Below are 20,587 nucleotides of genomic sequence, written 5' to 3'. Positions count from 1 at the left end.
GCCGCGGCGCGCGCCCGGCGACGGGAGCGCACTTGAGCCGGATTTTCAGATACCTTGCGATGCTGCCCGCCCTCGCGCTCGCCACCGCGGCGGGCGGAGCGGACCCCGCGCCCGAACGCGTCGAGCGGTTTCCCGGCGCGCCGATCGCGCTGCTGGTCGATCTCTCCTCGGGCCAGACGCTGTTCTCGCGCGAGCCCGATCGGCGCTTCATGCCCGCTTCGATCACCAAGGTGATGACCGCTTTCGTCGCGTTCGAATTGATCGACGCGGGCAAGCTCTCGCCGGGCCAGTCCTACACCATGAGCGAGCAGGCCTATCGCGACTGGCACGCCAAGGGATCGAGCATGTTCCTCGACCGCAGCGAGCCGGTGACGGTGGAAACGCTGCTGCTCGGCATCACCAGCGTTTCGGCCAACGACGGCGCCATCGTGCTCGCCGAAGGCGCGGCGGGCTCGGTCGACAACTGGCTGTCGCTGATGAACGCCAAGGCGCGCGAGATCGGCATGAACGACAGCCATTTCGGCACGCCCAACGGATGGATGGACGAAGGGCGGACTTTCGTCACCGCGCACGACTTGGCCGTGCTCGCGCGCGAGATGATCGCGCGCCATCCACGGCTCTACGCGTTCTATTTCGGGCGCGAGGGGATGGAATATCGCGGCATTGCGCAGGCCAACCATGATCCGATCACCGGCCGCGTGGAAGGGGCCGACGGGCTCAAGACCGGCTTCACCAACCAGGCCGGATACGGCTTCCTCGGCAGCGCCGAAAGGGACGGGCGGCGGTTGGTAATGGTCGCGGCGACCGCGCCCACCCCGCGCGACCGCAACGATGCCGCGATCGCGATGATGGAATGGGGCTTCGACGCGTTCGATACGCGCAAGCTCTATCAGCTTGGCGGGTTCGTGGGCGAGGCGCTGGTGCAGGAAGGCGCGCGGACCACCGTGCCGCTGGTCGCCGCCGGGCCGATCGCCGCCACGCTGCCGAAAGGCTCGCGCGCCAAGCCCAAGCTCACCATCCGTTACGACGGGCCATTGCAGGCGCCGCTGAAGGAGGGGGAACGCGTCGCCGAGCTCGAGATCGCGATCGACGGCGCGCCGCCATCGTATGTTCCGCTCGTCACCGGGCAGGCGGTGGCCAAGGCGAACGACTGGCAGCGGCTGAAGAACGGCGTCGCGGCCCTGTTCCGGTGAGTGCTCCGATAAGCACCGGCCGCTTCATCGCGCTGGAAGGCGGAGAGGGCAGCGGCAAGTCCACGCAGGCCCGCCTGCTCGCCGATGCGCTCGCCGCGCGCGGGATCGACGCGGTGCTGACCCGCGAACCGGGCGGGACGCCGGGTGCCGAAGCCATTCGCACGTTGCTGCTCGACCCGCCGGGGGAAGGGTGGGGTGCGCAGGCGGAGGCGCTGCTGTTCGCTGCCGCGCGCTCGGACCACGTCGCGCGTCTGATTCGCCCCGCGCTCGCCGCCGGGCGCTGGGTCGTGTGCGACCGCTTCGTCGATTCGAGCCGTGCCTATCAGGGCGGGGCGGGCGGCGTCGGCGACGATGCCGTGCGTTCCCTCCACACGATCGGCAGCGACAGCCTGCGCCCCGACCTGACGCTGCTGATCGAGGTTTCGCCCGAGGTCGCCGCGAGCCGCGTGACTGCGCGCGACGGCGATGCCGCGGATGCGATCGGCGGCCGCGACGCGGCGTATCATGCGCGGGTGGCCGCTGCCTTCCGTGCCTTCGCGGCGGACGATCCGACATTCGCGGCGATCGACGGCGACGGATCGCCCGACGAGGTCCATACGCGCGTACTCGAGGCGCTCGCACCGCTTCTCACGCAGGCCTCAGCATGACGATGCTCGGCCACGACGACCCATGGCGCCAGTGGCGCGAGGCGCTGCGCGGCGAACGGATGCACCACGCCTGGCTGCTCGCAGGCAAGCGCGGCCTCGGCAAGATGAGCTTCGCCGAAGCCGCCGCGCGCGAGCTATGCGCCGAACCGGGCGTGCCGCAGCCGCGGGGGCAGCACCCCGACATTCACGTGCTCACCCATCTGCCGAAGGACGACAAGGAAGAGCGCAAGCGCGAAGACGGCAAGCCCTACGAGGTCAAGCGCAACATCACCGTGGCGCAGATCCGCGCGATGCAGCAGCGGCTGACCACGCGGCCCACGCTGGGATCCCGCCGCGCGGTGATCGTCGATCCGGCGGACGATCTGGAAAAGAGCGCCTCCAACGCGCTGCTCAAGAGTCTCGAGGAGCCACCGGCGGGCACGTTCTTCCTGCTCGTTGCGCATCGCCCGGCCAAGCTGCTGCCGACGATCCGCTCGCGCTGCCGGGTGCTGCGCTTCCCCGCGCTGGCCGAGCCCGAACTGACGCAGTGGCTGGCGGCGCACGCGCCCGAGGCCGACGCGACCACGCGCGCAGCGGCGGTGCGCGCGGCGAGCGGTTCGCCCGGCGCCGCGCTCGATTTCGTGGAGCGCGACCTCGGGCCGCTCCATGCGCTGATGACCCGCATCGTGCAACACGGCGATGACGGATTCGACTTGCGCGGCCAGCTTGCCGAAGCGGTCGGCGCGCGACCCGATCGCGAACGCATCACGGCGATCCTCGATCTCGCGCGCTCGGTGCTCGCGGCCGAAATGGCGGGAGAAGGGCGGCGCGACTGGGCCGCGCTGGTCGACGCCCATGCCGATCTCGTACGCCTCGCCGGGCAGGCGCCGACCTACAACTTCGACGCCGGCTTGCTGGTGATGGAAATCGGCACCTTGCTCGCCTCCGCCGCGCCCGCTAGCGAGCGCGCCGATGCCTGATCCTTTCTATATCACCACCGCGATCAACTATCCCAACGGTCGCCCGCATATCGGCCATGCCTACGAGGCGGTCGCCGCCGACGTGGTCGCGCGTTTCCAGCGCGCGATGGGGCGCGAGGTGCGTTTCCAGACCGGCACGGACGAACACGGGCTGAAGATGGCGCGCAAGGCCGCCGAACAGGGCCGCACCGCGCGCGATTTAGCGGACGAGATGTCCGCTTATTTCAAGCAGATGGCGGACGCTCTTGATATCTCCTATGATCGCTTCATCCGCACGGTAGAGGACGGTCACCACCGCGCCAGCCAGGCCATCTGGCGCGCGATGGAGGCCAATGGCGATCTTTATCTCGACCGCTACGAAGGCTGGTATTCGGTCCGCGACGAGGCCTATTACGACGAGAAGGAACTGATCGCGGGCGAGGGCGACGAGAAGCTCTCGCCGCAAGGCACGCCGGTCGAGTGGACCGTAGAGGAAAGCTGGTTCTTTCGCCTCTCGAAGTATCAGGAGCCGCTGCTCGAACTGCTGCGCACGCCCGGCTTCTGCGAGCCGGAGAGCCGCCGGAACGAGATGATCGCCTTCGTTTCCGGGGGTTTGCGCGATCTTTCTATCAGCCGCACGAGCTTCGACTGGGGCGTGCCGGTGCCGAGCAGCGATGGGCATGTGATGTACGTGTGGGTCGACGCGCTGACCAACTACGTCACCGGGCTCGGCTACCCCGACGATACCGAACTGTGGCGCACGTTCTGGCCCGCCAGCTTGCACCTGATCGGCAAGGACATCGTCCGCTTCCACACGGTGTACTGGCCGGCTTTCCTGATGAGCGCGGGGCTGCCGCTGCCGAAGCAGGTCTTCGGCCACGGCTTCCTGCTCAACCGCGGGCAGAAGGAATCGAAATCGCTCGGCAACGTGACCGATCCGATGGCGCTCGCCGAAACGTTCGGAGTCGATCCGCTGCGCTATTTCTTCCTGCGCGAGATCGCCTTCGGGCAGGACGGCAGCTATTCGCCCGAAGCGATCGTCACCCGCGCCAACGCCGAACTGGCGAACAGCTTCGGCAATCTGGCGCAGCGCACTTTGTCCATGATCTTCAAGAACATGTATGGCAAACTTGCGAAATGCGATCATGCCGCCGAGGACGAGGCGCTCATGGCGTCGGTCCGCGCGGCCTGCGCCGAGGATCTGCCGCGCGAATTCGAGAAGCTGAACTTCTCGGTCGGGCTCGAGGCGTGGATGCGCGCGGTGTTCGCGTGCAATCAGTATGTCGACGAGCAGGCGCCGTGGGCGCTGCGCAAGACCGATCCGGCACGGATGGAGGCGGTGCTGATGACCCTTTTCCGCTGCGTCCACGACCTCGCGATCGCGGTGCGTCCGGTCGTGCCGAGCGCGGTCGACGCGCTACTCGACCAGATGGGCGTGGCCCCTGACGCGCGCGATTATGCGGCCATCGGGAACGGCGACTGGTTCGAAACGCTGGTCGAGGGCGGGTTCGCGCTCGAGAAGCCGGTCGGCGTGTTTCCGCGGCTCGAACTGCCGGAGAGCGAGGCCGCCGCCTGATGCTGATCGACAGCCATTGCCACCTCGAATACGAAGGCCTCGCCGATCGCCAGGGCGAGGTTCTCGCCGCCGCGCGCGGGGCGGGGGTGGGGGGCTTCCTCAACATCTCCACCAGGCGCAGCGAGTGGGAGCGGGTGGTCGGCACGGCGGAACGCGAAAGCGACGTCTGGGCCAGCGTCGGCATCCATCCGCACGAAGCCGACGCGCACGAGGATCTCGGCGCTGCCGAACTGCGCGCCGCGACCGAGAACCCGCGCGTGATCGGCATCGGCGAAACCGGGCTCGATTACTATTACGACAAGTCCGACCGCGCGGTGCAGCAGGCGCTGTTCCGCATGCACATCGGCGTCGCGCGCGAAACCGGGCTGCCGGTCATCATCCATACCCGCGATGCCGACGACGACACCGCGGCGATCCTCGCCGACGAGATGGAGCAGGGCGCTTTCCCGGCGCTGATCCACTGCTTCACCGCCTCCGCCGAATTCGCGCGCAAAGTGCTGGACCTCGGCCTCTCGATCTCGATCTCGGGCATCGTCACGTTCAAAAACGCCGCCGATCTTCAGGAAATCGCGAGGGATTTGCCCGCCGATCGCCTCCTGGTCGAAACCGACAGCCCATTCCTCGCACCGGTCCCGCATCGCGGCAAGAAATGCGAGCCGGCGTTCGTGCGCGACACCGCGCAATTCCTCGCCGACTTGCGCGGAGAGTCTTTCGAGCAGCTAGCCGAGACCACCACCGCGAACTTCCACCGGCTGTTCACCAAGGCCGCGGCGTGAAATGCATCGTGCTCGGCTCGGGGACGTCGACCGGCGTCCCGCGGATCGGTGACGACTGGGGCGATTGCGACCCGAACGAGCCGAAGAACCACCGCACCCGCGTTTCGATCCTGCTTGAAAGCGACGAGGGCCGGCGCATCCTCGTCGATACCTCGACCGATCTGCGCCAGCAGCTCCTCGCCAACCGGATCGACGCGGTCGACGCGGTGTTCTGGACCCACGATCACGCCGACCATTGCCACGGGATCGACGACTTGCGCCCGCTGCGATACGGCCGCGGCGGCCCGATCGCCGGCTATGCCGCCAGTGGCACGGTCGAACGCCTGCGCCGGCGCTTCGACTACGTCTTCGCCGGTCAGCACGGCTATCCCACCATTGTCGCACTGGAAACGCTCGATCGCTTGCGCCTGTGCGCCGGGTTCTCGGTCGACTGGTGCGAGATGCCGCACGGACCGGCCAAGTCCACGGGATTTCGCTTCGAAAACGGAGGCAAATCTGTAGCTTACGCGACGGATTTCAGCGAGATTCGAAGCGAGATGATCGACACGTTCGCGGATGTCGACGTGTTGATCTGCGATTGCCTACGCCGCGATCCGCATCCCACGCACGCGCATCTGGCGATGGCGCTCGAACTCGCCGAACGCTGCAACGCGCAGCGCATGGTTCTGACGCATCTCGACAAGAGCATGGATTACGCGACATTGTCCGCCGAGTTGCCCGGCAACGTCGAGGTCGGTTACGACGGCATGGAGATCAGGCTATGACCGAATACGAGACGGTCCGCATCGTCGCGCTGGTCGGCTGGCTGGTCCTCGCGCTCAGCGCCGTGGCGTCGTTCCGGTTGAACTGGAAACAGGGCGTGCGCATGGCGCTGCTGTGGATCGCGATCTTCGGCGGGGTAGCGGTATTGTTTTCCTGGCTCGGAGCGTGAGCCTATGCTTCATTTAACATAATATATATTATCATTCCAATATGACCGACCAGACCTCCCGCCTTCTGGGCATCATGGCCACCTTGCGCGACCCCGAGCGCGGTTGCGAATGGGATCGCGCGCAGCGGTTCGAGACGATCGTTCCGCATACGATCGAGGAAGCCTACGAAGTCGCCGATGCCGTCGCGCGCGGCGATCTCGGCGATATCCGCGACGAGCTCGGCGACCTGCTGTTCCAGGTCGTGTTCCAGGCGCGCATCGCCGAGGAAGCCGGCCATTTCGATTTCGACGATGTCGCCCGGTCGATCGCCGACAAGCTCGAGGCGCGGCATCCGCATATCTTCGGCCCACATACCTTCAACGACGAGACGCTGCCCGGCGGCATGCGCGAGGAGCGCTGGGAGGCGCTGAAGGCGCAGGAGCGCTCGGCCAAGGGCGCGACCAGCGCGCTCGATGGTGTCGCCGCCGCATTGCCTGCGCTGATGCGGGCCGACAAGCTCCAGAAGCGCGCCGCGCGCGTCGGGTTCGACTGGCCCGATCCCACGGGGCCGCGCGCCAAGGTGCTCGAGGAGATGGTTGAGCTCGCCGACGCCACACCCGAGGAACGCGCCGCCGAGGCCGGCGATCTGCTGTTCGCCGCAGTCAATCTCGTCCGCGCCTACGGCATCGCGCCCGAAGACGCGCTGCGCGCCGCCAACGGCAAGTTCGAACGTCGCTTCCGCGCCATGGAAGCGCTGGCCGACGGTGGTTTCGCGGACCTCTCGCTCGACGAGCAGGAGGCGCTGTGGCAGCAGGTCAAGCGCGACGAACGCTCCGCTTGATAGCTCGCGCGCCATCGGCGATGTTCGCGCGATGAAGACCCTGCTGCTCTACGCCGCGACCGCGCTGGCCGAGATCGTCGGCTGCTATCTCGCCTATCTGTTGCTGCGCGAGGACAAGTCGCCTTGGCTGCTCGTCCCCGCCGCGCTCGCGCTCGCGCTGTTCGCGTGGCTCCTGACCCTGCACGACACTGCCGCCGGACGCGTCTATGCGGCCTATGGCGGCGTCTATATCGGTGCGGCGATCATGTGGTTGTGGGCGGTCGACGGCGTTCGCCCTACCCTGTGGGACATCGCCGGCGTGCTGGTGGCTCTCGCGGGCATGGCGATCATCATGTTCCAGCCGCGGATCGTCGCCTGAGCGCCAATCCACCCGGCGCCTGACCGGCCAACATTTCTTTGGATTGCTGCCGGTGCCCACGAGCCTAAAGCGCTTGGCGCGACCCGTGAGGGCCCCGTGCAAGCGAGGCTCGATCAACTCGAGCCCCGCCTTCGGGTGGGGCTCTTTTTGTTGGCGTTGCCCTGCCCCCTTCCCCTGCCGCCGCCATCTGGCTACCGCGCGAGCAGATGCGATTGCGGAGGATGGAAATGGCGCGGTTTCTGATCGTCGAGGCCCGGTTCTACGAGCACCTGAACGACATGCTGATCGACGGCGCGCGCGGCGCGCTCGACGCGGCAGGGCATGACATTGAAGTGCTCACCGTGCCCGGCGCGCTGGAAATACCCGGCGCAATCGCCCTCGCAGCCGAGAGCGGGCGCTATGACGGCTTCGTCGCGATCGGCGTGGTGATCCGCGGCGAGACCTACCATTTCGAGATCGTCGCGGGCGAGAGCGCGCGTGGAATCATGGCGTTGACGATGGACGGGATCGCCATCGGCAACGGCATCCTGACGGTCGAGAACGAACAGCAGGCGCTCGTCCGCGCGGACAAGGCGCAGAAGAACAAGGGCGGCGAAGCGGCGCAGGCCGCGCTGGCGTTGCTCGCATTGCAGGAGAAATTCGCATGAGCACACACCCGGCTATCGGCGGCATCCCGTTCGTCCTCGGCGGCAATGTCTTCGGCTGGACCGCGAAGGGCGACGATGGCTTCGCCGTGCTCGATGCGTTCTACGAGGCCGGCGGACGGATGATCGACACCGCCGACGTCTACTCGGCCTGGATCGACGGTCACAAGGGCGGCGAATCCGAAACGCTGATCGGCCAGTGGCTCGAATCGCGCGGCGTGCGGGACGAAATGCTGATCCACACCAAGACCGGGATGATGGGCGGCAAGGAACTCTACGAACCGGCGCGGGTGCTGCAATCGCTCGATGCCTCGCTCGACCGCCTGCGGACCGACCGGGTCGATCTGTATTACGCGCACAAGGACTATCCTGAGCTCGCACCCGAGCAGATCGTCGAGGCGTTCGACGGCGCGGTCGCCGCCGGCAAGGTCCGCGAGCTCGGCGCGTCGAACTTCGACTCCGTGCGCCTCTCGGCGATGCTCGATGCCGCGGATGCGGCCGGGCGCACGCCGTTCACCGTGCTGCAGAACGAATACAACCTCGTCTCGCGCGACAAATACGCAGCCGATCTCCAGGCACTGTGCACGCAGCGCGGGATCGCGATGCTGCCGTTCTTCGGCCTCGCTTCGGGCTACCTCACCGGCAAGTATCGCACCGAAGCGGACTATGCGCAGTCGGCGCGCGGGGAGCGGGTGAAGCAGCTTATCGGCGATCGCGGCCCGCGCGTGCTGGAGGCGATGGACGAGGTTGCCGCCGAAACCGGTACGAGCCTGCCCGCGATTGCCCTCGCCTGGCTGGTCCGCCAGTCCGGCATTCCCGCACCCATCGCAAGCGCCCGCACGCCGGATCAACTCGACGATCTGCTCGCCTTCACCCGCGTCGCGCTGTCCGACGACCAAGTCGCCCGGCTGACCGCCGCGTTCGAAGCCTAGCGGCGATGAACGGCCCGCTCGAATGGGTCGCCGCGATCGGGACGATGATCGCGGCCGGGCTGATCGCCGCCGATCTTGGGCGCAAGGTCACCGGATGGGGCTTCGTACTGTTCTGCGCGGTGGCGATCACCTGGATCATCTCCGGGCTGACCACCGGCGCGATGCCGATCGCAGCGATGAACGCAATCCTGCTCGTCATCAACGCTTGGGGCGTCTGGCAGTATCTGTTGAGCCCCAAAAACCGGAAGAAGCTCGAAAAGCTGGACCGGCTCGAGCACGAGGCCGAAGCCGAGGTCGAGGCGGAGGAGAGCTAAGCGCCCTCCCCCGCCGCGCCGACTACCAGACCTTCACGCGCTGCTCGGGCGGCAGGTACAGTTCGTCGCCTTCCTTCACGCCGAACGCTTGATACCACGGCTCCATGTTGCGCACGGTGAGCGCGCGGTACTGGCCGGGTGCGTGTCCGTCGGTCGCGATGCGCTGGCGCAGCGCCTCCTCCCGCATCTTGGTCGCCCACGCCTGCGCATAGGCGATGAAGAAGCGCTGGTCGCCGGTGAACCCGCCGATCACCGGCGCTTCCTTGCCGCCGAGCGAGGCGTGGTAGGCGTCGTAGGCGGCCTGGAGCCCGGCGAGGTCGGCGATGTTCTCGCTGAGCGTCAGTTCGCCGCGCACATTGAGGCCGGGGAATGGTTCGTAGGTGTCGAACTGCGCCGCGAGCGCCCTGCCCGCCTCGTCGAACTTCGCCTTGTCCGCTTCGGTCCACCAGTTGCGCATCGCGCCGGTCGAATCGAACGCCGCGCCGTTGTTGTCGAAGCTGTGGCTGATCTCGTGCCCGATCACCGCGCCGATCGCGCCGTAGTTGAACGCCGCATCGGCTGTGGGATCGTAAAACGGCGGCTGCAGGATCGCGGCGGGGAAGTTGAGCGCGTTCTGCACCGGCAGGTTGACCGCGTTGACCAGTTGCGCGTTCATCCACCACTCGTTCTTGTCGAGCGGCTTGCCGACCTTGGCGAGTTGCTGGCGGTAACGCAGCTTCTCGGCGGCCTGGACGTTGGCGTAGGGCGTGTCGGCCGCGACCTCGAGCGAGCCGTAATCGGTCCAGGTATCGGGATAGCCGACACCGACCGCCATCGTCTCGACCTTCTCCTTGGCTTCGGCTTTCGTTTCGGCCGCCATCCAGTCGAGCGCGTCGATACGGGTGGCGAACGCCGCCTTGATGTTGTCGACCATGCCCTGGATCTCTGCCTTGGCCGAGGCCGGGAAATACTTCTCGGTGTAGAGGCGGCCGAGCGCGTCACCCATGTAGGCGTTGACCGCCGCGAGCGCGCGTTTTTCCCGGGGGCGCTGCGCTTCGGTGCCCGACAGTTCCTTGCCGTAGAAGGCGAAGCTCAACTGGTCGAGCTTGCTCGGCAGTACCGCGGTGTTGGCGTTGATCTGGTGGAAGGCCAGCCAGTCCTTCCACGCCTGCAGCGGTTCGGAGGCGACCAGCGCCGAAAGTTTGGTGATCGTGCCGGGGTGGTAGGCGTCGAACGTGTCGAACCCGTCGAGCTGCGCACCGGCGAAGAAGGTATCCCAGTCGAGTCCCGGCGCCTTGCTGGCGAAATCGGCCTGCGACCACAGGCTGCTCGCGGTCGCCCAGTCGTCGCTTTCCTCGCGGCTCGCGTGCGCGCGGGCGATCTTCATTTCGAGGTCGTAGATGCGCTGCGCCCGGGCTTCGGCGTCGTCGATCCCGGCGGCTTCGAGCAGGTCGGCGATATAGGCGCGATAGGCGGTGCGCAGCGCCGCCATCTTCGGATCGGACGAGAGGTAGTATTCGCGCTCGGGCATGCCGAGGCCGCCCTGGAGGATATAGGGCACCACCTCGCCGCCCTTGAGCGCCTGGGTTACGAACACGCCGAACAGGTTCTCGGTCTCGAAATCGGTCGAGTTGAGCGGATCGACGTCGGCGCGGGTCTGGCTGCCGAGCACGCGGGCGAGCTGCTGCTTGTCATTGATCCCCGCGAACCGCGTCAGGTCGGCCTGAACGGGCGTCATGCCGGCGGCGTCGATCGCGGCGGTATCGAGGTAGCTTTCGTAGAACGCCTTGACCCGCGCGGCATCGGTGCCGGGTTCGGGATCGGACTGGCGGATCTCGGCGATCAGCGCCTCGAGGTTCTTCTCGGTCTGCTGGTCGGCGATGAAGAAGCCGCCCACGCTGGAGCGATCCGCCGGGATTTGCGTGTCGTTCATCCACTGGCCGTTGGCGTAGGCGTACCAGTCGTCGCCGGGGGTCACGGCGGTGTCCATCCACGCTGTCTGGATACCGAGTTCGGTGCCTGGTGTGGCAACTTCGGTGTCCGTGCCGGCAAGGTTGCAGGCACCGAGCGTGGCGGTGGCGACGCCGAGCATCAGGGCGGCGGCGAGACGAGCGGTTTTCATGGGCGATCCTTCTCAGGCGCGCCCTGGGGCGCGGCGAACGCCGCGTGATAGGCCTGCCCGAAGGGGGTCGCAAACGCGCCGGTCGTGCGGCCGGCGGCGTTGGTCGAATGTCAGCGTGCGAGCTTGCCGAAGCAGGCGCCGCCGGCGTAGCGCGCGTTGTCGCCCAGTTCTTCCTCGATGCGGATGAGCTGGTTGTACTTGGCGAGCCGGTCGGACCGCGCAAGCGAGCCGGTCTTGATCTGCCCGCAGTTGGTCGCGACCGCGAGGTCGGCGATGGTCGCGTCCTCGGTCTCGCCCGAGCGGTGGCTCATCACCGAGGTGTAGCCCGCGCGGTGCGCGATATCGACCGCCTCGAGCGTCTCGGTCAGCGTGCCGATCTGGTTGACCTTGACCAGCAGCGAATTGGCGAGACCCTTGCCGATGCCCATCCGCAACCGCTCGGGGTTGGTCACGAACAGATCGTCGCCGACGAGCTGGACCTTGTCTCCGACGAGATCGGTCAGCGCCTTCCAGCCCGCGAAATCGTCCTCGCCCATGCCGTCCTCGATCGAGCGGATCGGATAGTCGGCGCACAGCTTCGCGAGATATTCGGCCATTTCGCCGGGCGCGAGCGAGATTTCCTCGCCCGCGAGGTCGTAGCGGCCGTCGGCGAAGAATTCGGTCGAGGCGCAGTCGAGCGCGAGCGCAATGTCGTCGCCCGGCTTGAAGCCCGCCTGCTCGATCGAGGCCATGATGAAATCGAGCGCCGCGCGGGTGCTGGCAAGATCGGGGGCGAAGCCGCCCTCGTCGCCCACCGCGGTCGATAGGCCCTTCTCCGCCAGCCCTTTCTTCAGCGTGTGAAACACCTCGGCGCCCCAGCGCACGCCGTCGGCCAGCGTTTCCGCGCCGATTGGCATGATCATGAATTCCTGAATATCGATCGGGTTGTCGGCATGCTCGCCGCCGTTGATGATGTTCATCATCGGCACCGGCAGGACATGCGCCGAGACGCCGCCGACGTAGCTGTAGAGCGGCAGCCCGCGCGCGCTCGCCGCCGCCTTGGCGACCGCGAGGCTGACGCCGAGGATCGAATTCGCGCCGAGCCGGGACTTGTTGGCGCTGCCGTCGAGCGCGATCATCGCCAGGTCAATGTCGCGCTGGTCTTCCGCATCGAGGCCGAGCAGCGCGTCGGTAATCTCGCCGTTGACCGCGTCGACCGCCTTGGTCACGCCCTTGCCGAGATAGCGCCCCTTGTCGCCGTCGCGCAGTTCAACCGCCTCGTGCGCGCCGGTCGATGCGCCCGACGGAACCGCCGCGCGGCCGAAGCTGCCGTCTTCGAGCAGCACGTCGACTTCGACCGTGGGGTTGCCCCGGCTGTCGAGGATTTCGCGGCCGTGAAGATCGATAATGGCGGTCATGCTGCGCTCCGGTTGTCGGGTGTTGTAACTAGATAACACACTCCCATATCGGGAGCGTCTCGGCGCGCTCTATGCGCCGGAACAATGCCACGCAAGTTGCGTTGCAGCACGTAACGGTCGAACCGTTGCCATCCGGCGGCGCGAGACGAGATTACGAGGGCTAAGGAAAAGAGATATGGCTGACGCGATACCCGCTACGACCAAGAAGAAGACCCCGGCGCGCAAGCCGGCTGCCAAGCGTACGCCGGCAAAGACGGCAGCGCCTGCTGCCGATCATCGCACCGAGGCGAAGTCGCGCTTCAATTCGGCGCTCGAGGAAGCCAAGGCCGGTGCCGCGGCGCTCAAGGCCGAAGCCGCCGACCGCGCCAGCGTCTATCGCGATCAGGCGAAGGGCCGTTCGGAAGATTGGGTTGCCGAAGCCAAGGCCTATGGTCAGCAAGCCAAGGGCAAGAGCAAGGAACTCGCCACCGAAGGCAAGGGCAAGGCGAGCGAAGCACTCTCCTCGCTCAGCAAGATGGTGTCGGACAACGCCACCGCGATCGACGAAAAATTCGGCGCCCAATACGGCGATTACGCCCGCAAGGCCTCGCGCAGCCTGCAGGACGCTTCGGTCAAGCTCGACCAGAAGAGCGTCGATGACCTGAGCGAGGACGCGCGCGAGATGGTTCGCAAGAGCCCGGGCCTCGCCGTGGGTATCGCCGCGGTCGCCGGTTTCATGCTGGCGCGGATGTTCCGCGGCAGCCGCGACTGATCCCTCGCACCGGGGGTGACAATCATGCACGACGAGCCCCTGCCGGATGCGCAGGATGGCGAGGAACCGAGCGCGGACGAGCCGCGCTCGGGCTTCTCGCTGACCGACGATCTCGTCGCGTTGATCGACGACGGTAAGACGTATGTCGAGGCCGAGGCGGCATTTCAGAAAAGCCGTGCGCTGTTCGTGGCGAACAAGGGCAAGAAGGCCGTCATCCACGGGCTGGTGGCCTTCGCGATGATCCATACCGCGCTCATCGGGCTGGTCGTGGGCGCCGTGATCGCGCTTTCGCCGATCCTCACGATCTGGGGGGCGACGGCGCTGGTGTCCGGTCTGCTCATCGTTGTCGGCGTGGTGCTGGCACGCAAGGCGCTGGGGCATCTGAAGGATGCCGGCGAAAGCTTCGGGGACGATTGAGATGAGCAGTGCCAAGCGCAAGATGATCGAGGACCGCGCGCTGCGCGACGCCGCCTTCGCGCTGGTCAAGGCGGATGTAGCGCACTTGCGCAACGATCTCACCGCGCGCGGCATCGGCCAGCGCTTCGTCGACCGGATCAGCGGCGGCGCGAGCGATGTGCTCGACGAAGCCGTGGATGTCGCCGAAAGCCATCGCGGCGTGGTGCTGACGCTCGTCGCCGCGATCATGCTGTGGCTGACGCGCAATCCCTTGCTCGCGCTGTTCGGCGATGACGAGGACGATGAAGACGACGAAGACCCGGAAACGGCGGAACCCGAAGGCGATTGAGCCCGTTCGTTTCCCGAAATCCATTTCAGCGGAGAACAAGGCCATGGCCGACAACGAAAAGCGCGAAGAACTCAAGAACCGCATCGATGCGGGCCAGCAGCGCCACGCCAATCGCACCGTGGGCGACTATGCCCGCGAGGCGCGCGACAACGCCACGGCGTTCGTCAAGCAGCACCCGGTGGCGACCGTCGTCGGCGGTGTGGCGGTGGGCATGATCGTCGCCAGCATGGTCCCCGGCCCCGGCCGCCGGATGCGCAAGAAGGCGACGAAGCGTGGCTCGGCGCTTGCGGCGATGATCGCTGAACTCGGTGCCACTTACGGGGCTACCTTGGTCGACCACCTCGGCAGCGCGGCGCGTTCCGGCAGCGATCGGCTGGAGGATTTCGGCGACGCGATCGGCGATGGCGCACGCGACATCCAGCGTGGAGCCGCCGCTCGTACCGGCGCGGCATCCGAAACCGCCCGCCGCCTGACACGCGATGTCGGCAAGAAGACGGGCCGCCGCATGCGCGACCTGCGCTCACGCTTCTCGCACTGATACATCCCGGGCCTGAAACGCGGCGCGGCGGGCTTGCTTGCCGCGCCGTTTGCTATAATGGCCGCGCCGACTCCTCCCCACGAGCACCGGAAATTCCCATGGAAGAAACAGAAACCAAGCAGCGCCTACACCTCGTCATGGGCGGGCGCGTGAAGGACCCGCGCAGCCTCGAGTTCCAGGACCCGGAGAGCCTGCACGTCGTCGGCGTCTTCAGCGACTACGACGATGCGGTTGAGGCGTGGCGCGCCAATGCGCAGCGCACTGTCGACGATGCGGAAATGAAATACGTGGTCGTCCACATCCACCGGCTGTTGACGCCGGAGGTGTGAGGCCCGTGCCAGCGAACGAGCCCCGGCGACAACCAGGGCTCGTCGTTTTCAGATGAATTCGATCTTGTCGACGAGGTAGAACTTGTCCCCCGAAGGCACGGTCACTTCGATCTCGTCGCCCTTCGCCTTGCCGATCAGCGCGCGGCCGAGCGGCGAGTTGTAGCTGATCCGGCCCTTATTGGCATCCGCCTCGGTCTGGCCGACGATCTGGTACTTCACCGGCTTGTCGTCGTCGTCGAGCAGGGTCACCGTCGCGCCGAACACGATCTTTTCACCCGAAAGCGTCGTCGGGTCGATGATCTGCGCGCGGCTGACGCGGTCCTCGATATCGGCGATCTGCGCCTCGACCTGACCCTGCCGTTCCTTGGCCGCGTGATATTCGGCGTTTTCCGACAGGTCGCCATGCGCACGTGCTTCCTCGATCGCATCGACGATCTTCGGGCGTTCCGCGCGCAGCGTCTTGAGGTCGGCGGTCAACCGCTCGTAACCCTCTGCCAGCATCGGAACCTTTTCCATCGTAGCCATCCCGTCTTTCCTTCAGGCGCGGCCCCGATCGCGGCAATTCGGCACTTTGCCCCTTGTACAAGAGGCGGCTGACGGACCGAATTGTTCGGGGGGAGACGCGCGTTGTTTCAGCTATAATAGTCTTGCAACGGGCGCACTTCAAGCTGACTCGCGGTGACCGTGCCGATCGCCTTCGCCGCGGCGAGCGAAGCGGCGGCGGTGGTGTAGTACGGGATCTTCATTTCCAGCGCCGTGGCGCGGATCGACTTGGAATCGACCAGGCTCTGCCACCCCTCGGTGGTGTTGAACACGAGCGCCACGTCGCCGTCGATCATCCGGTCGACGATGTGCGGCTGGCCCTGCGCCACCTTGTTCACCGGCTCCACCGGCAGCCCCTGCTCGGCGAGGTAGGCTTGCGTGCCGCCGGTGGCGATCACCGCGAAGCCCTGCTCGATCAGCGAGCGGATCGCGGGCAGGATGATCGGCTTGTCGCTGTCCTTCACCGAAACGAACACCGTGCCGCCCTCGGGCAGCTTCTGCCCCGCCCCGAGCTGCGATTTCAGGAACGCGGCGGGGAACGCCCGGTCGATCCCCATCACTTCGCCGGTCGAGCGCATTTCGGGGGTCAGGATCGGATCGGAGCCGGGGAAGCGGGTGAACGGGAACACGGCCTCCTTCACCGCCATGTAGTCGAAGCTGCGCTTGAACGGCGGGAAGGCTGAAAGCGGCTCGCCCGCCATCACCCGCGCGGCGATCTTGGCGACCGGCTGCCCGATCGCCTTGGCGACGAAGGGCACCGTACGGCTGGCGCGCGGATTGACCTCGATCAGGTAGACCTCGAGCTTTTCGTTATCGGGCTCGCGCCCGTCGGCCTTCACCGCGAACTGCACGTTCATCAGCCCGACGACGTTGAGCGCCTTGGCCAGTGCCTCGGCCTGGCGCTCCATCTCCTCGACGATCTCCGCGGGCAGCGAATAGGGCGGCAGGGTGCAGGCGCTGTCGCCCGAATGCACCCCGGCTTCCTCGATATGCTGCATCACGCCCGCGATGCGCACTTCCTCGCCATCGCACAGCGCGTCGACGTCGCATTCGATCGCATCGCGCAGATACTGGTCGACCAGCACCGGGCTGTCGCCCGAGACGTGGACCGCGGTCGCGATGTAGTTGTCGAGCTGCGCTTCGCTGTCGACAATCTCCATCGCCCGCCCGCCGAGCACGTAGCTGGGCCGCAGCAGCACCGGATAGCCGATCCGCGCGGCGACCGCGGCCGCCTCGTCGCGGCTCTTGGCGATGCCGTTCATCGGCTGCTTGAGGTCGAGCTGGTTGACCAGCTTGGCGAACCGTTCGCGGTCTTCGGCCAGGTCGATCGCGTCGGGGCTGGTGCCGAGGATCGGAATGCCCTCGTCCTCCAGCGCCTGCGCCAGCTTGAGCGGGGTCTGCCCGCCGAACTGCACGATCACACCCGCCAGTTCGCCGTTCTGCTGCTCGACGCGCAGGATTTCCAGTACGTCTTCCGCAGTCAGCGGCTCGAAATAGAGCCGGTCGGAGGTGTCGTAGTCGGTGCTGACCGTTTCCGGATTGCAGTTGACCATGATCGTCTCGAACCCCGCTTCCGCAAGCGCGAAACAGGCGTGGACGCAGCAGTAATCGAACTCGATACCCTGCCCGATCCGGTTCGGTCCGCCGCCGAGGATCACGACCTTGCGCCGGTCGCTGGGCATCGCCTCGTCCTCCGCCTCGCCGAAGCTCGGCGCCTCGTAGGTCGAGTACATGTACGGCGTCACCGCTTCGAACTCGGCGGCGCAGGAATCGATACGCTTGAATACTGGTTCGACGCCCAGCTTGCGGCGCAGCTTGCGCACTTCGTCCTCGCTCGTTGCACCCGCCATCGCCCGCAGCGCGTCGTGCAGCAGGCCCGAGCGCTTCGCCTGGGTTTCCCCCAGCCCGCCCGCGACCCCGACCGAGCGCACCGCCAGCGTGGCGAGGCGGCGGTCGGAAAAGCCCATCGCTTTCAGGCGGCGCAACTGGGCCGCATCGTTCGGCAGGCCGCGTTCGGACACCACCGCTTCGCACGCCACGATCTCCGCGATCTGGCGCAGGAACCACGGGTCGTAGCCGGTGATCGCCTGGATTTCATCGACCGTGAAGCCTTCGCGCATCGCCTGCGCGACCTTGAGCAGCCGGTCGTGCGTGCGGCGGCTGAGCGCAGCGGTGACTTCCTCGCGCGGCTTGCCTTCGAGCTCGAGCACGCGGTTGAACCCGTCGAGCCCGGTTTCCAGCCCGCGCAGCGCCTTCTGCAGCGATTCCTGGAAATTGCGCCCGATCGCCATGACTTCGCCGACCGACTTCATCGCGGTCGACAGGTCGGTCTTCGCGCCCTTGAACTTCTCGAACGCGAAGCGCGGAATCTTGGTGACGACGTAGTCGATCGTCGGCTCGAACGCGGCCGGGGTGGCGCCGGTGATCTCGTTGGTGATCTCGTCGAGCGTGTAACCGACCGCCAGCTTCGCCGCGACGCGCGCGATCGGGAAGCCGGTCGCTTTGGAGGCGAGCGCGGAGGACCGCGAGACGCGCGGATTCATCTCGATCACGATCAGCCGCCCGTCGGCCGGGTTGACCGCGAACTGCACGTTGCTGCCGCCGGTCTCGACCCCGATCTCGCGCAGCACCGCGATGCTCGCGCTGCGCATGATCTGGTATTCCTTGTCCGTCAGCGTCAGCGCGGGGGCGACGGTGATCGAATCGCCCGTGTGTACGCCCATCGGATCGACGTTCTCGATCGAGCAGATGATGATGGCGTTGTCGTGCCGGTCGCGCACGACTTCCATCTCGTATTCCTTCCAGCCGAGCAGCGATTCCTCGATCAGCACCTCGGTGGTCGGCGAAGCGTCGAGGCCCTCGCGCACGATCTTCTCGAACTCGGCCTTGTTGTAGGCGATGCCGCCGCCGGTGCCGCCCAGCGTGAAGCTCGGGCGGATGATCGCGGGCAGGCCGGTGATGTCGAGCACCGCGACCGCTTCGTCCAGCGTGTTGGCGACGCCGCTGCGCGCGCTTTCCAGCCCGATCTTGTCCATCGCCTCGCGGAAACGCTGGCGGTTCTCCGCCTTGTCGATCGCATCGGCATCGGCGCCGATCATCTGGACGCCGTGCTTTTCCAGCACCCCGCTTTCGGCCAGCGCCAGCGCGCAGTTGAGCGCGGTCTGCCCGCCCATCGTTGGCAGCAGCGCATCGGGCTTCTCGCGCGCGATGATCTTCTCGACGATCTCGGGCGTGATCGGCTCGACATAGGTCGCGTCGGCGAACTCGGGATCGGTCATGATCGTGGCCGGGTTGGAGTTGACGAGGACGACGCGGTAGCCCTCCTCCTTCAGCGCCTTGATCGCCTGCGTGCCCGAATAGTCGAACTCGCACGCCTGGCCGATAACGATCGGCCCGGCGCCGATAACGAGGATCGAGGAGATGTCAGTGCGTTTGGGCATTAGTTTTTCTTGCCAAGGGTCTTGGACAGCCAGCCGTTCGGCTTCTTAGCGACCGGCTTTGAGGCCTGCTGTCGCTCCATCGATGCCTCCCAACCATCATATTCCACCCCGTAAGAGTCAGCGAGTTCACACAGATGAGTAAGTGTCGAAGTGCGCCAGTCCTCGCCGATGGCTTCATGCCGTTCGGCAATCACACCATCGTCATCGGTAGTTTGTCGCGTTTCGTAGCCGAGTTCCGTCAACGCTGCTCCAAGAGCCTTAAAATTCCCGCCGTAGAAGAAATGAATGACGTGGCGTTCGTCTTTCATATCTTCTCCATGGTCGCGAAAGACTTGCAGCGTCTCTTTGGCCAACTCGACCTGCCTAAGGTTTTCATTCATCCCAACATCCCCACGAACTTCTCGAACAGGTAGAAGCTGTCCTGCGGGCCCGGGCTCGCCTCGGGGTGATACTGGACGCCGAACGCCTTCTTGCCCTTGATCGCGATGCCGCAGTTGCTGCCGTCGAACAGGCTGACGTGGGTTTCCTCGACGCCTTCGGGCAGCGCGGCGTTGTCGACCGCGAAGCCGTGATTCATGCTGGTGATCTCGACCACCCCGTCCTCCAGCCGCTTGACCGGATGGTTCGCGCCGCGGTGGCCCTGGTGCATCTTGGCGGTCTTCGCGCCCGCCGCGAGGCCGAGCATCTGGTGGCCGAGGCAGATGCCGAACAACGGCACGTCCTTCTCCAGCAGCCCCGCGATCACCGGCACCGCGTATTCGCCGGTCGCCGCCGGATCGCCGGGGCCGTTCGACAGAAACACGCCGTCGGGCGACAGCGCCATCACCTCGTCCAGCGTCACCTTCGCCGGCACCACCGTCACCCGCGCCCCGGCCTTCACCAGATTCCGGAAGATGTTGTCCTTGCTGCCGTAGTCGATCGCGACGACGTGGGGCCGCTTCTCGTCGCGCGGACTGCGGCCGTAGCCGGTGCCGAGCCGCCAGTAGCCGCCCTCCCAGCTTTCCTGCTTCTCGCGGCTGACGCGGCGGGCGAGGTCCATGCCTTCCAGCCCCGGCCAGTCCTGCGCGCGCTTCACCAGCGCAGGAATGTCGAACTTGCCATCGGGATCGTGCGCGATCACCGCATTGGGTGCGCCTTGCAGCCGGATGCGGCGGGTCAGCGCGCGGGTGTCCACGCCCGCCAGCCCGATCTTGCCCAGCGCGGCGAGCCATTCGCCGAATTCCTCACGCGCGCGGAAATTCGAATGCGGGGTCACCACCTCGCGCACCACGCAGCCGACCGCGCCTTCCACCGCCGATTCGATATCCTCGGCATTGGCGCCCACGTTGCCGATGTGCGGAAAGGTGAAGGTGACGATCTGCGCGGCGTAGGAGGGGTCGGTCATCACCTCCTGATACCCCGTCATCGCGGTGTTGAAGCACACTTCGCCCACCGCGCTGCCGGTGGCGCCGAAGCCCTTGCCCCACACCACCGTGCCGTCCGCCAGAACCAGGACGCCGGTCGCTCCCTCGGGTTGCGCAGGCGTGGGGGCGGGATTAGCCATTGGGCACTCCGAGTCAGGGTTTTCCGGCGATGTCGCTAAGACCCAGCCGCTAAGCCCGGCGTGCAGGCCC

At 66.6% G+C, this 20,587-nt stretch carries 23 protein-coding genes; 17 read left to right on the top strand and 6 right to left on the bottom strand.

Features of this window, described 5'->3' with window-relative positions; genetic code table 11:
- Window positions 1-59 precede the first annotated feature (59 nt).
- The 12 genes from ACE3QC_RS03020 to ACE3QC_RS02965 all read left to right on the top strand — a co-directional run bounded on the left by ACE3QC_RS03020 (window position 60) and on the right by ACE3QC_RS02965 (window position 9,130).
- Entirely contained in the window at window positions 60-1,193 is a 1,134-nt protein-coding gene (locus ACE3QC_RS03020; RefSeq protein WP_374405629.1) for a D-alanyl-D-alanine carboxypeptidase family protein, read from the top strand.
- Between the two features lie 8 nt (window positions 1,194-1,201).
- The gene (tmk, locus tag ACE3QC_RS03015) at window positions 1,202-1,840 is read left to right on the top strand and encodes a dTMP kinase (protein WP_374406626.1); all 639 of its coding nucleotides are present in this window, start codon (window positions 1,202-1,204) and stop codon (window positions 1,838-1,840) included.
- A complete protein-coding gene (locus tag ACE3QC_RS03010; protein WP_374405628.1) occupies window positions 1,837-2,799 on the top strand; it encodes a DNA polymerase III subunit delta' in 963 nt (320 codons plus the stop codon). Before tmk ends, ACE3QC_RS03010 begins: the two co-directional genes overlap by 4 nt.
- Window positions 2,792-4,354: a methionine--tRNA ligase gene (gene metG / locus ACE3QC_RS03005; RefSeq protein ID WP_374405627.1), complete on the top strand. Its 1,563-nt coding sequence runs from the start codon at window positions 2,792-2,794 to the stop codon at window positions 4,352-4,354. Before ACE3QC_RS03010 ends, metG begins: the two co-directional genes overlap by 8 nt.
- Window positions 4,354-5,130, top strand: a complete 777-nt coding sequence (locus ACE3QC_RS03000) for a TatD family hydrolase (RefSeq protein ID WP_374405626.1) — start codon at window positions 4,354-4,356, stop codon at window positions 5,128-5,130. The genes metG and ACE3QC_RS03000 overlap by 1 nt, the downstream gene beginning before the upstream one ends.
- The gene (locus ACE3QC_RS02995; protein WP_374405625.1) at window positions 5,127-5,894 is read left to right on the top strand and encodes an MBL fold metallo-hydrolase; all 768 of its coding nucleotides are present in this window, start codon (window positions 5,127-5,129) and stop codon (window positions 5,892-5,894) included. Before ACE3QC_RS03000 ends, ACE3QC_RS02995 begins: the two co-directional genes overlap by 4 nt.
- The gene (locus tag ACE3QC_RS02990; RefSeq protein ID WP_374405624.1) at window positions 5,891-6,061 is read left to right on the top strand and encodes a hypothetical protein; all 171 of its coding nucleotides are present in this window, start codon (window positions 5,891-5,893) and stop codon (window positions 6,059-6,061) included. Before ACE3QC_RS02995 ends, ACE3QC_RS02990 begins: the two co-directional genes overlap by 4 nt.
- 41 nt (window positions 6,062-6,102) lie before the next feature.
- On the top strand, window positions 6,103-6,882 hold the full coding sequence (gene mazG / locus ACE3QC_RS02985; RefSeq protein ID WP_374405623.1) for a nucleoside triphosphate pyrophosphohydrolase: 780 nt from the start codon (window positions 6,103-6,105) through the stop codon (window positions 6,880-6,882).
- Between the two features lie 31 nt (window positions 6,883-6,913).
- The gene (locus tag ACE3QC_RS02980) at window positions 6,914-7,240 is read left to right on the top strand and encodes a YnfA family protein (protein ID WP_374405622.1); all 327 of its coding nucleotides are present in this window, start codon (window positions 6,914-6,916) and stop codon (window positions 7,238-7,240) included.
- 227 nt (window positions 7,241-7,467) lie between these two features.
- Window positions 7,468-7,887 carry a 6,7-dimethyl-8-ribityllumazine synthase gene (gene ribH / locus ACE3QC_RS02975; protein WP_374405621.1) on the top strand — a complete coding sequence of 140 codons (420 nt, stop codon included), beginning with the start codon at window positions 7,468-7,470 and terminating at the stop codon, window positions 7,885-7,887.
- A complete protein-coding gene (locus tag ACE3QC_RS02970) occupies window positions 7,884-8,816 on the top strand; it encodes an aldo/keto reductase (RefSeq protein ID WP_374405620.1) in 933 nt (310 codons plus the stop codon). Before ribH ends, ACE3QC_RS02970 begins: the two co-directional genes overlap by 4 nt.
- Window positions 8,817-8,821: 5 nt before the next feature.
- Window positions 8,822-9,130, top strand: coding sequence for a hypothetical protein (locus tag ACE3QC_RS02965; RefSeq protein WP_374405619.1), 309 nt, complete (start codon window positions 8,822-8,824; stop codon window positions 9,128-9,130).
- A gap of 22 nt (window positions 9,131-9,152) precedes the next feature.
- Here ACE3QC_RS02965 and ACE3QC_RS02960 read toward each other — a convergent pair whose 3' ends face one another.
- Together ACE3QC_RS02960 and eno are read right to left on the bottom strand one after the other, a co-directional pair.
- Entirely contained in the window at window positions 9,153-11,231 is a 2,079-nt protein-coding gene (locus tag ACE3QC_RS02960; protein ID WP_374405618.1) for a M13 family metallopeptidase, read from the bottom strand.
- A 110-nt stretch (window positions 11,232-11,341) separates the two neighbouring features.
- The gene (gene eno / locus ACE3QC_RS02955) at window positions 11,342-12,628 is read right to left on the bottom strand and encodes a phosphopyruvate hydratase (protein WP_374405617.1); all 1,287 of its coding nucleotides are present in this window, start codon (window positions 12,626-12,628) and stop codon (window positions 11,342-11,344) included.
- A 175-nt stretch (window positions 12,629-12,803) separates the two neighbouring features.
- Here eno and ACE3QC_RS02950 point away from each other — a divergent pair, with 175 nt between their 5' ends.
- The 5 genes from ACE3QC_RS02950 to ACE3QC_RS02930 all read left to right on the top strand — a co-directional run bounded on the left by ACE3QC_RS02950 (window position 12,804) and on the right by ACE3QC_RS02930 (window position 14,991).
- Window positions 12,804-13,379 carry a hypothetical protein gene (locus ACE3QC_RS02950; protein ID WP_374405616.1) on the top strand — a complete coding sequence of 192 codons (576 nt, stop codon included), beginning with the start codon at window positions 12,804-12,806 and terminating at the stop codon, window positions 13,377-13,379.
- Between the two features lie 24 nt (window positions 13,380-13,403).
- A complete protein-coding gene (locus ACE3QC_RS02945) occupies window positions 13,404-13,796 on the top strand; it encodes a phage holin family protein (protein ID WP_374405615.1) in 393 nt (130 codons plus the stop codon).
- Between the two features lies 1 nt (window position 13,797).
- Window positions 13,798-14,124: a hypothetical protein gene (locus ACE3QC_RS02940; protein WP_374405614.1), complete on the top strand. Its 327-nt coding sequence runs from the start codon at window positions 13,798-13,800 to the stop codon at window positions 14,122-14,124.
- Window positions 14,078-14,662: a hypothetical protein gene (locus tag ACE3QC_RS02935; protein ID WP_374405613.1), complete on the top strand. Its 585-nt coding sequence runs from the start codon at window positions 14,078-14,080 to the stop codon at window positions 14,660-14,662. The genes ACE3QC_RS02940 and ACE3QC_RS02935 overlap by 47 nt, the downstream gene beginning before the upstream one ends.
- A gap of 98 nt (window positions 14,663-14,760) precedes the next feature.
- Complete coding sequence (locus ACE3QC_RS02930) at window positions 14,761-14,991, top strand: DUF4170 domain-containing protein (RefSeq protein ID WP_374405612.1); 231 nt, start codon at window positions 14,761-14,763, stop codon at window positions 14,989-14,991.
- 48 nt (window positions 14,992-15,039) lie between these two features.
- On the opposite strand, the gene greA is transcribed toward ACE3QC_RS02930, so the two are convergent.
- The 4 genes from greA to carA form a co-directional block, all read right to left on the bottom strand.
- Complete coding sequence (greA, locus tag ACE3QC_RS02925; RefSeq protein WP_374405611.1) at window positions 15,040-15,516, bottom strand: transcription elongation factor GreA; 477 nt, start codon at window positions 15,514-15,516, stop codon at window positions 15,040-15,042.
- A 107-nt stretch (window positions 15,517-15,623) separates the two neighbouring features.
- On the bottom strand, window positions 15,624-18,974 hold the full coding sequence (gene carB / locus ACE3QC_RS02920; RefSeq protein ID WP_374405610.1) for a carbamoyl-phosphate synthase large subunit: 3,351 nt from the start codon (window positions 18,972-18,974) through the stop codon (window positions 15,624-15,626).
- Entirely contained in the window at window positions 18,974-19,354 is a 381-nt protein-coding gene (locus ACE3QC_RS02915; RefSeq protein ID WP_374405609.1) for a ribonuclease E inhibitor RraB, read from the bottom strand. Before ACE3QC_RS02915 ends, carB begins: the two co-directional genes overlap by 1 nt.
- Window positions 19,351-20,517: a glutamine-hydrolyzing carbamoyl-phosphate synthase small subunit gene (carA, locus tag ACE3QC_RS02910; RefSeq protein ID WP_374405608.1), complete on the bottom strand. Its 1,167-nt coding sequence runs from the start codon at window positions 20,515-20,517 to the stop codon at window positions 19,351-19,353. The genes ACE3QC_RS02915 and carA overlap by 4 nt, the downstream gene beginning before the upstream one ends.
- Window positions 20,518-20,587 lie beyond the last annotated feature (70 nt).

The sequence above is a fragment of the Pelagerythrobacter sp. genome (genome assembly GCF_041912895.1).
Classification (GTDB): domain Bacteria; phylum Pseudomonadota; class Alphaproteobacteria; order Sphingomonadales; family Sphingomonadaceae; genus Pelagerythrobacter.
This window is presented reverse-complemented; position numbering and strand designations above follow the sequence as displayed.

Coding starts and splice junctions, on each gene's coding strand:
- ACE3QC_RS03000 (WP_374405626.1), top strand. CDS start 4,354: ATGCTGATCGACAGCCATTGCCACCTCGAATACGAAGGCCTCGCCGAT.
- ACE3QC_RS02990 (WP_374405624.1), top strand. CDS start 5,891: ATGACCGAATACGAGACGGTCCGCATCGTCGCGCTGGTCGGCTGGCTG.
- ACE3QC_RS02915 (WP_374405609.1), bottom strand. CDS start 19,354: ATGAATGAAAACCTTAGGCAGGTCGAGTTGGCCAAAGAGACGCTGCAA.
- greA (WP_374405611.1), bottom strand. CDS start 15,516: ATGGCTACGATGGAAAAGGTTCCGATGCTGGCAGAGGGTTACGAGCGG.
- ACE3QC_RS02965 (WP_374405619.1), top strand. CDS start 8,822: ATGAACGGCCCGCTCGAATGGGTCGCCGCGATCGGGACGATGATCGCG.
- metG (WP_374405627.1), top strand. CDS start 2,792: ATGCCTGATCCTTTCTATATCACCACCGCGATCAACTATCCCAACGGT.
- ACE3QC_RS02980 (WP_374405622.1), top strand. CDS start 6,914: ATGAAGACCCTGCTGCTCTACGCCGCGACCGCGCTGGCCGAGATCGTC.
- ACE3QC_RS02930 (WP_374405612.1), top strand. CDS start 14,761: ATGGAAGAAACAGAAACCAAGCAGCGCCTACACCTCGTCATGGGCGGG.
- ACE3QC_RS02935 (WP_374405613.1), top strand. CDS start 14,078: ATGAAGACGACGAAGACCCGGAAACGGCGGAACCCGAAGGCGATTGAG.
- mazG (WP_374405623.1), top strand. CDS start 6,103: ATGACCGACCAGACCTCCCGCCTTCTGGGCATCATGGCCACCTTGCGC.
- carA (WP_374405608.1), bottom strand. CDS start 20,517: ATGGCTAATCCCGCCCCCACGCCTGCGCAACCCGAGGGAGCGACCGGC.
- ACE3QC_RS02950 (WP_374405616.1), top strand. CDS start 12,804: ATGGCTGACGCGATACCCGCTACGACCAAGAAGAAGACCCCGGCGCGC.
- ACE3QC_RS02960 (WP_374405618.1), bottom strand. CDS start 11,231: ATGAAAACCGCTCGTCTCGCCGCCGCCCTGATGCTCGGCGTCGCCACC.
- eno (WP_374405617.1), bottom strand. CDS start 12,628: ATGACCGCCATTATCGATCTTCACGGCCGCGAAATCCTCGACAGCCGG.
- carB (WP_374405610.1), bottom strand. CDS start 18,974: ATGCCCAAACGCACTGACATCTCCTCGATCCTCGTTATCGGCGCCGGG.
- ribH (WP_374405621.1), top strand. CDS start 7,468: ATGGCGCGGTTTCTGATCGTCGAGGCCCGGTTCTACGAGCACCTGAAC.
- ACE3QC_RS03010 (WP_374405628.1), top strand. CDS start 1,837: ATGACGATGCTCGGCCACGACGACCCATGGCGCCAGTGGCGCGAGGCG.
- ACE3QC_RS03020 (WP_374405629.1), top strand. CDS start 60: ATGCTGCCCGCCCTCGCGCTCGCCACCGCGGCGGGCGGAGCGGACCCC.
- ACE3QC_RS02940 (WP_374405614.1), top strand. CDS start 13,798: ATGAGCAGTGCCAAGCGCAAGATGATCGAGGACCGCGCGCTGCGCGAC.
- ACE3QC_RS02970 (WP_374405620.1), top strand. CDS start 7,884: ATGAGCACACACCCGGCTATCGGCGGCATCCCGTTCGTCCTCGGCGGC.
- ACE3QC_RS02945 (WP_374405615.1), top strand. CDS start 13,404: ATGCACGACGAGCCCCTGCCGGATGCGCAGGATGGCGAGGAACCGAGC.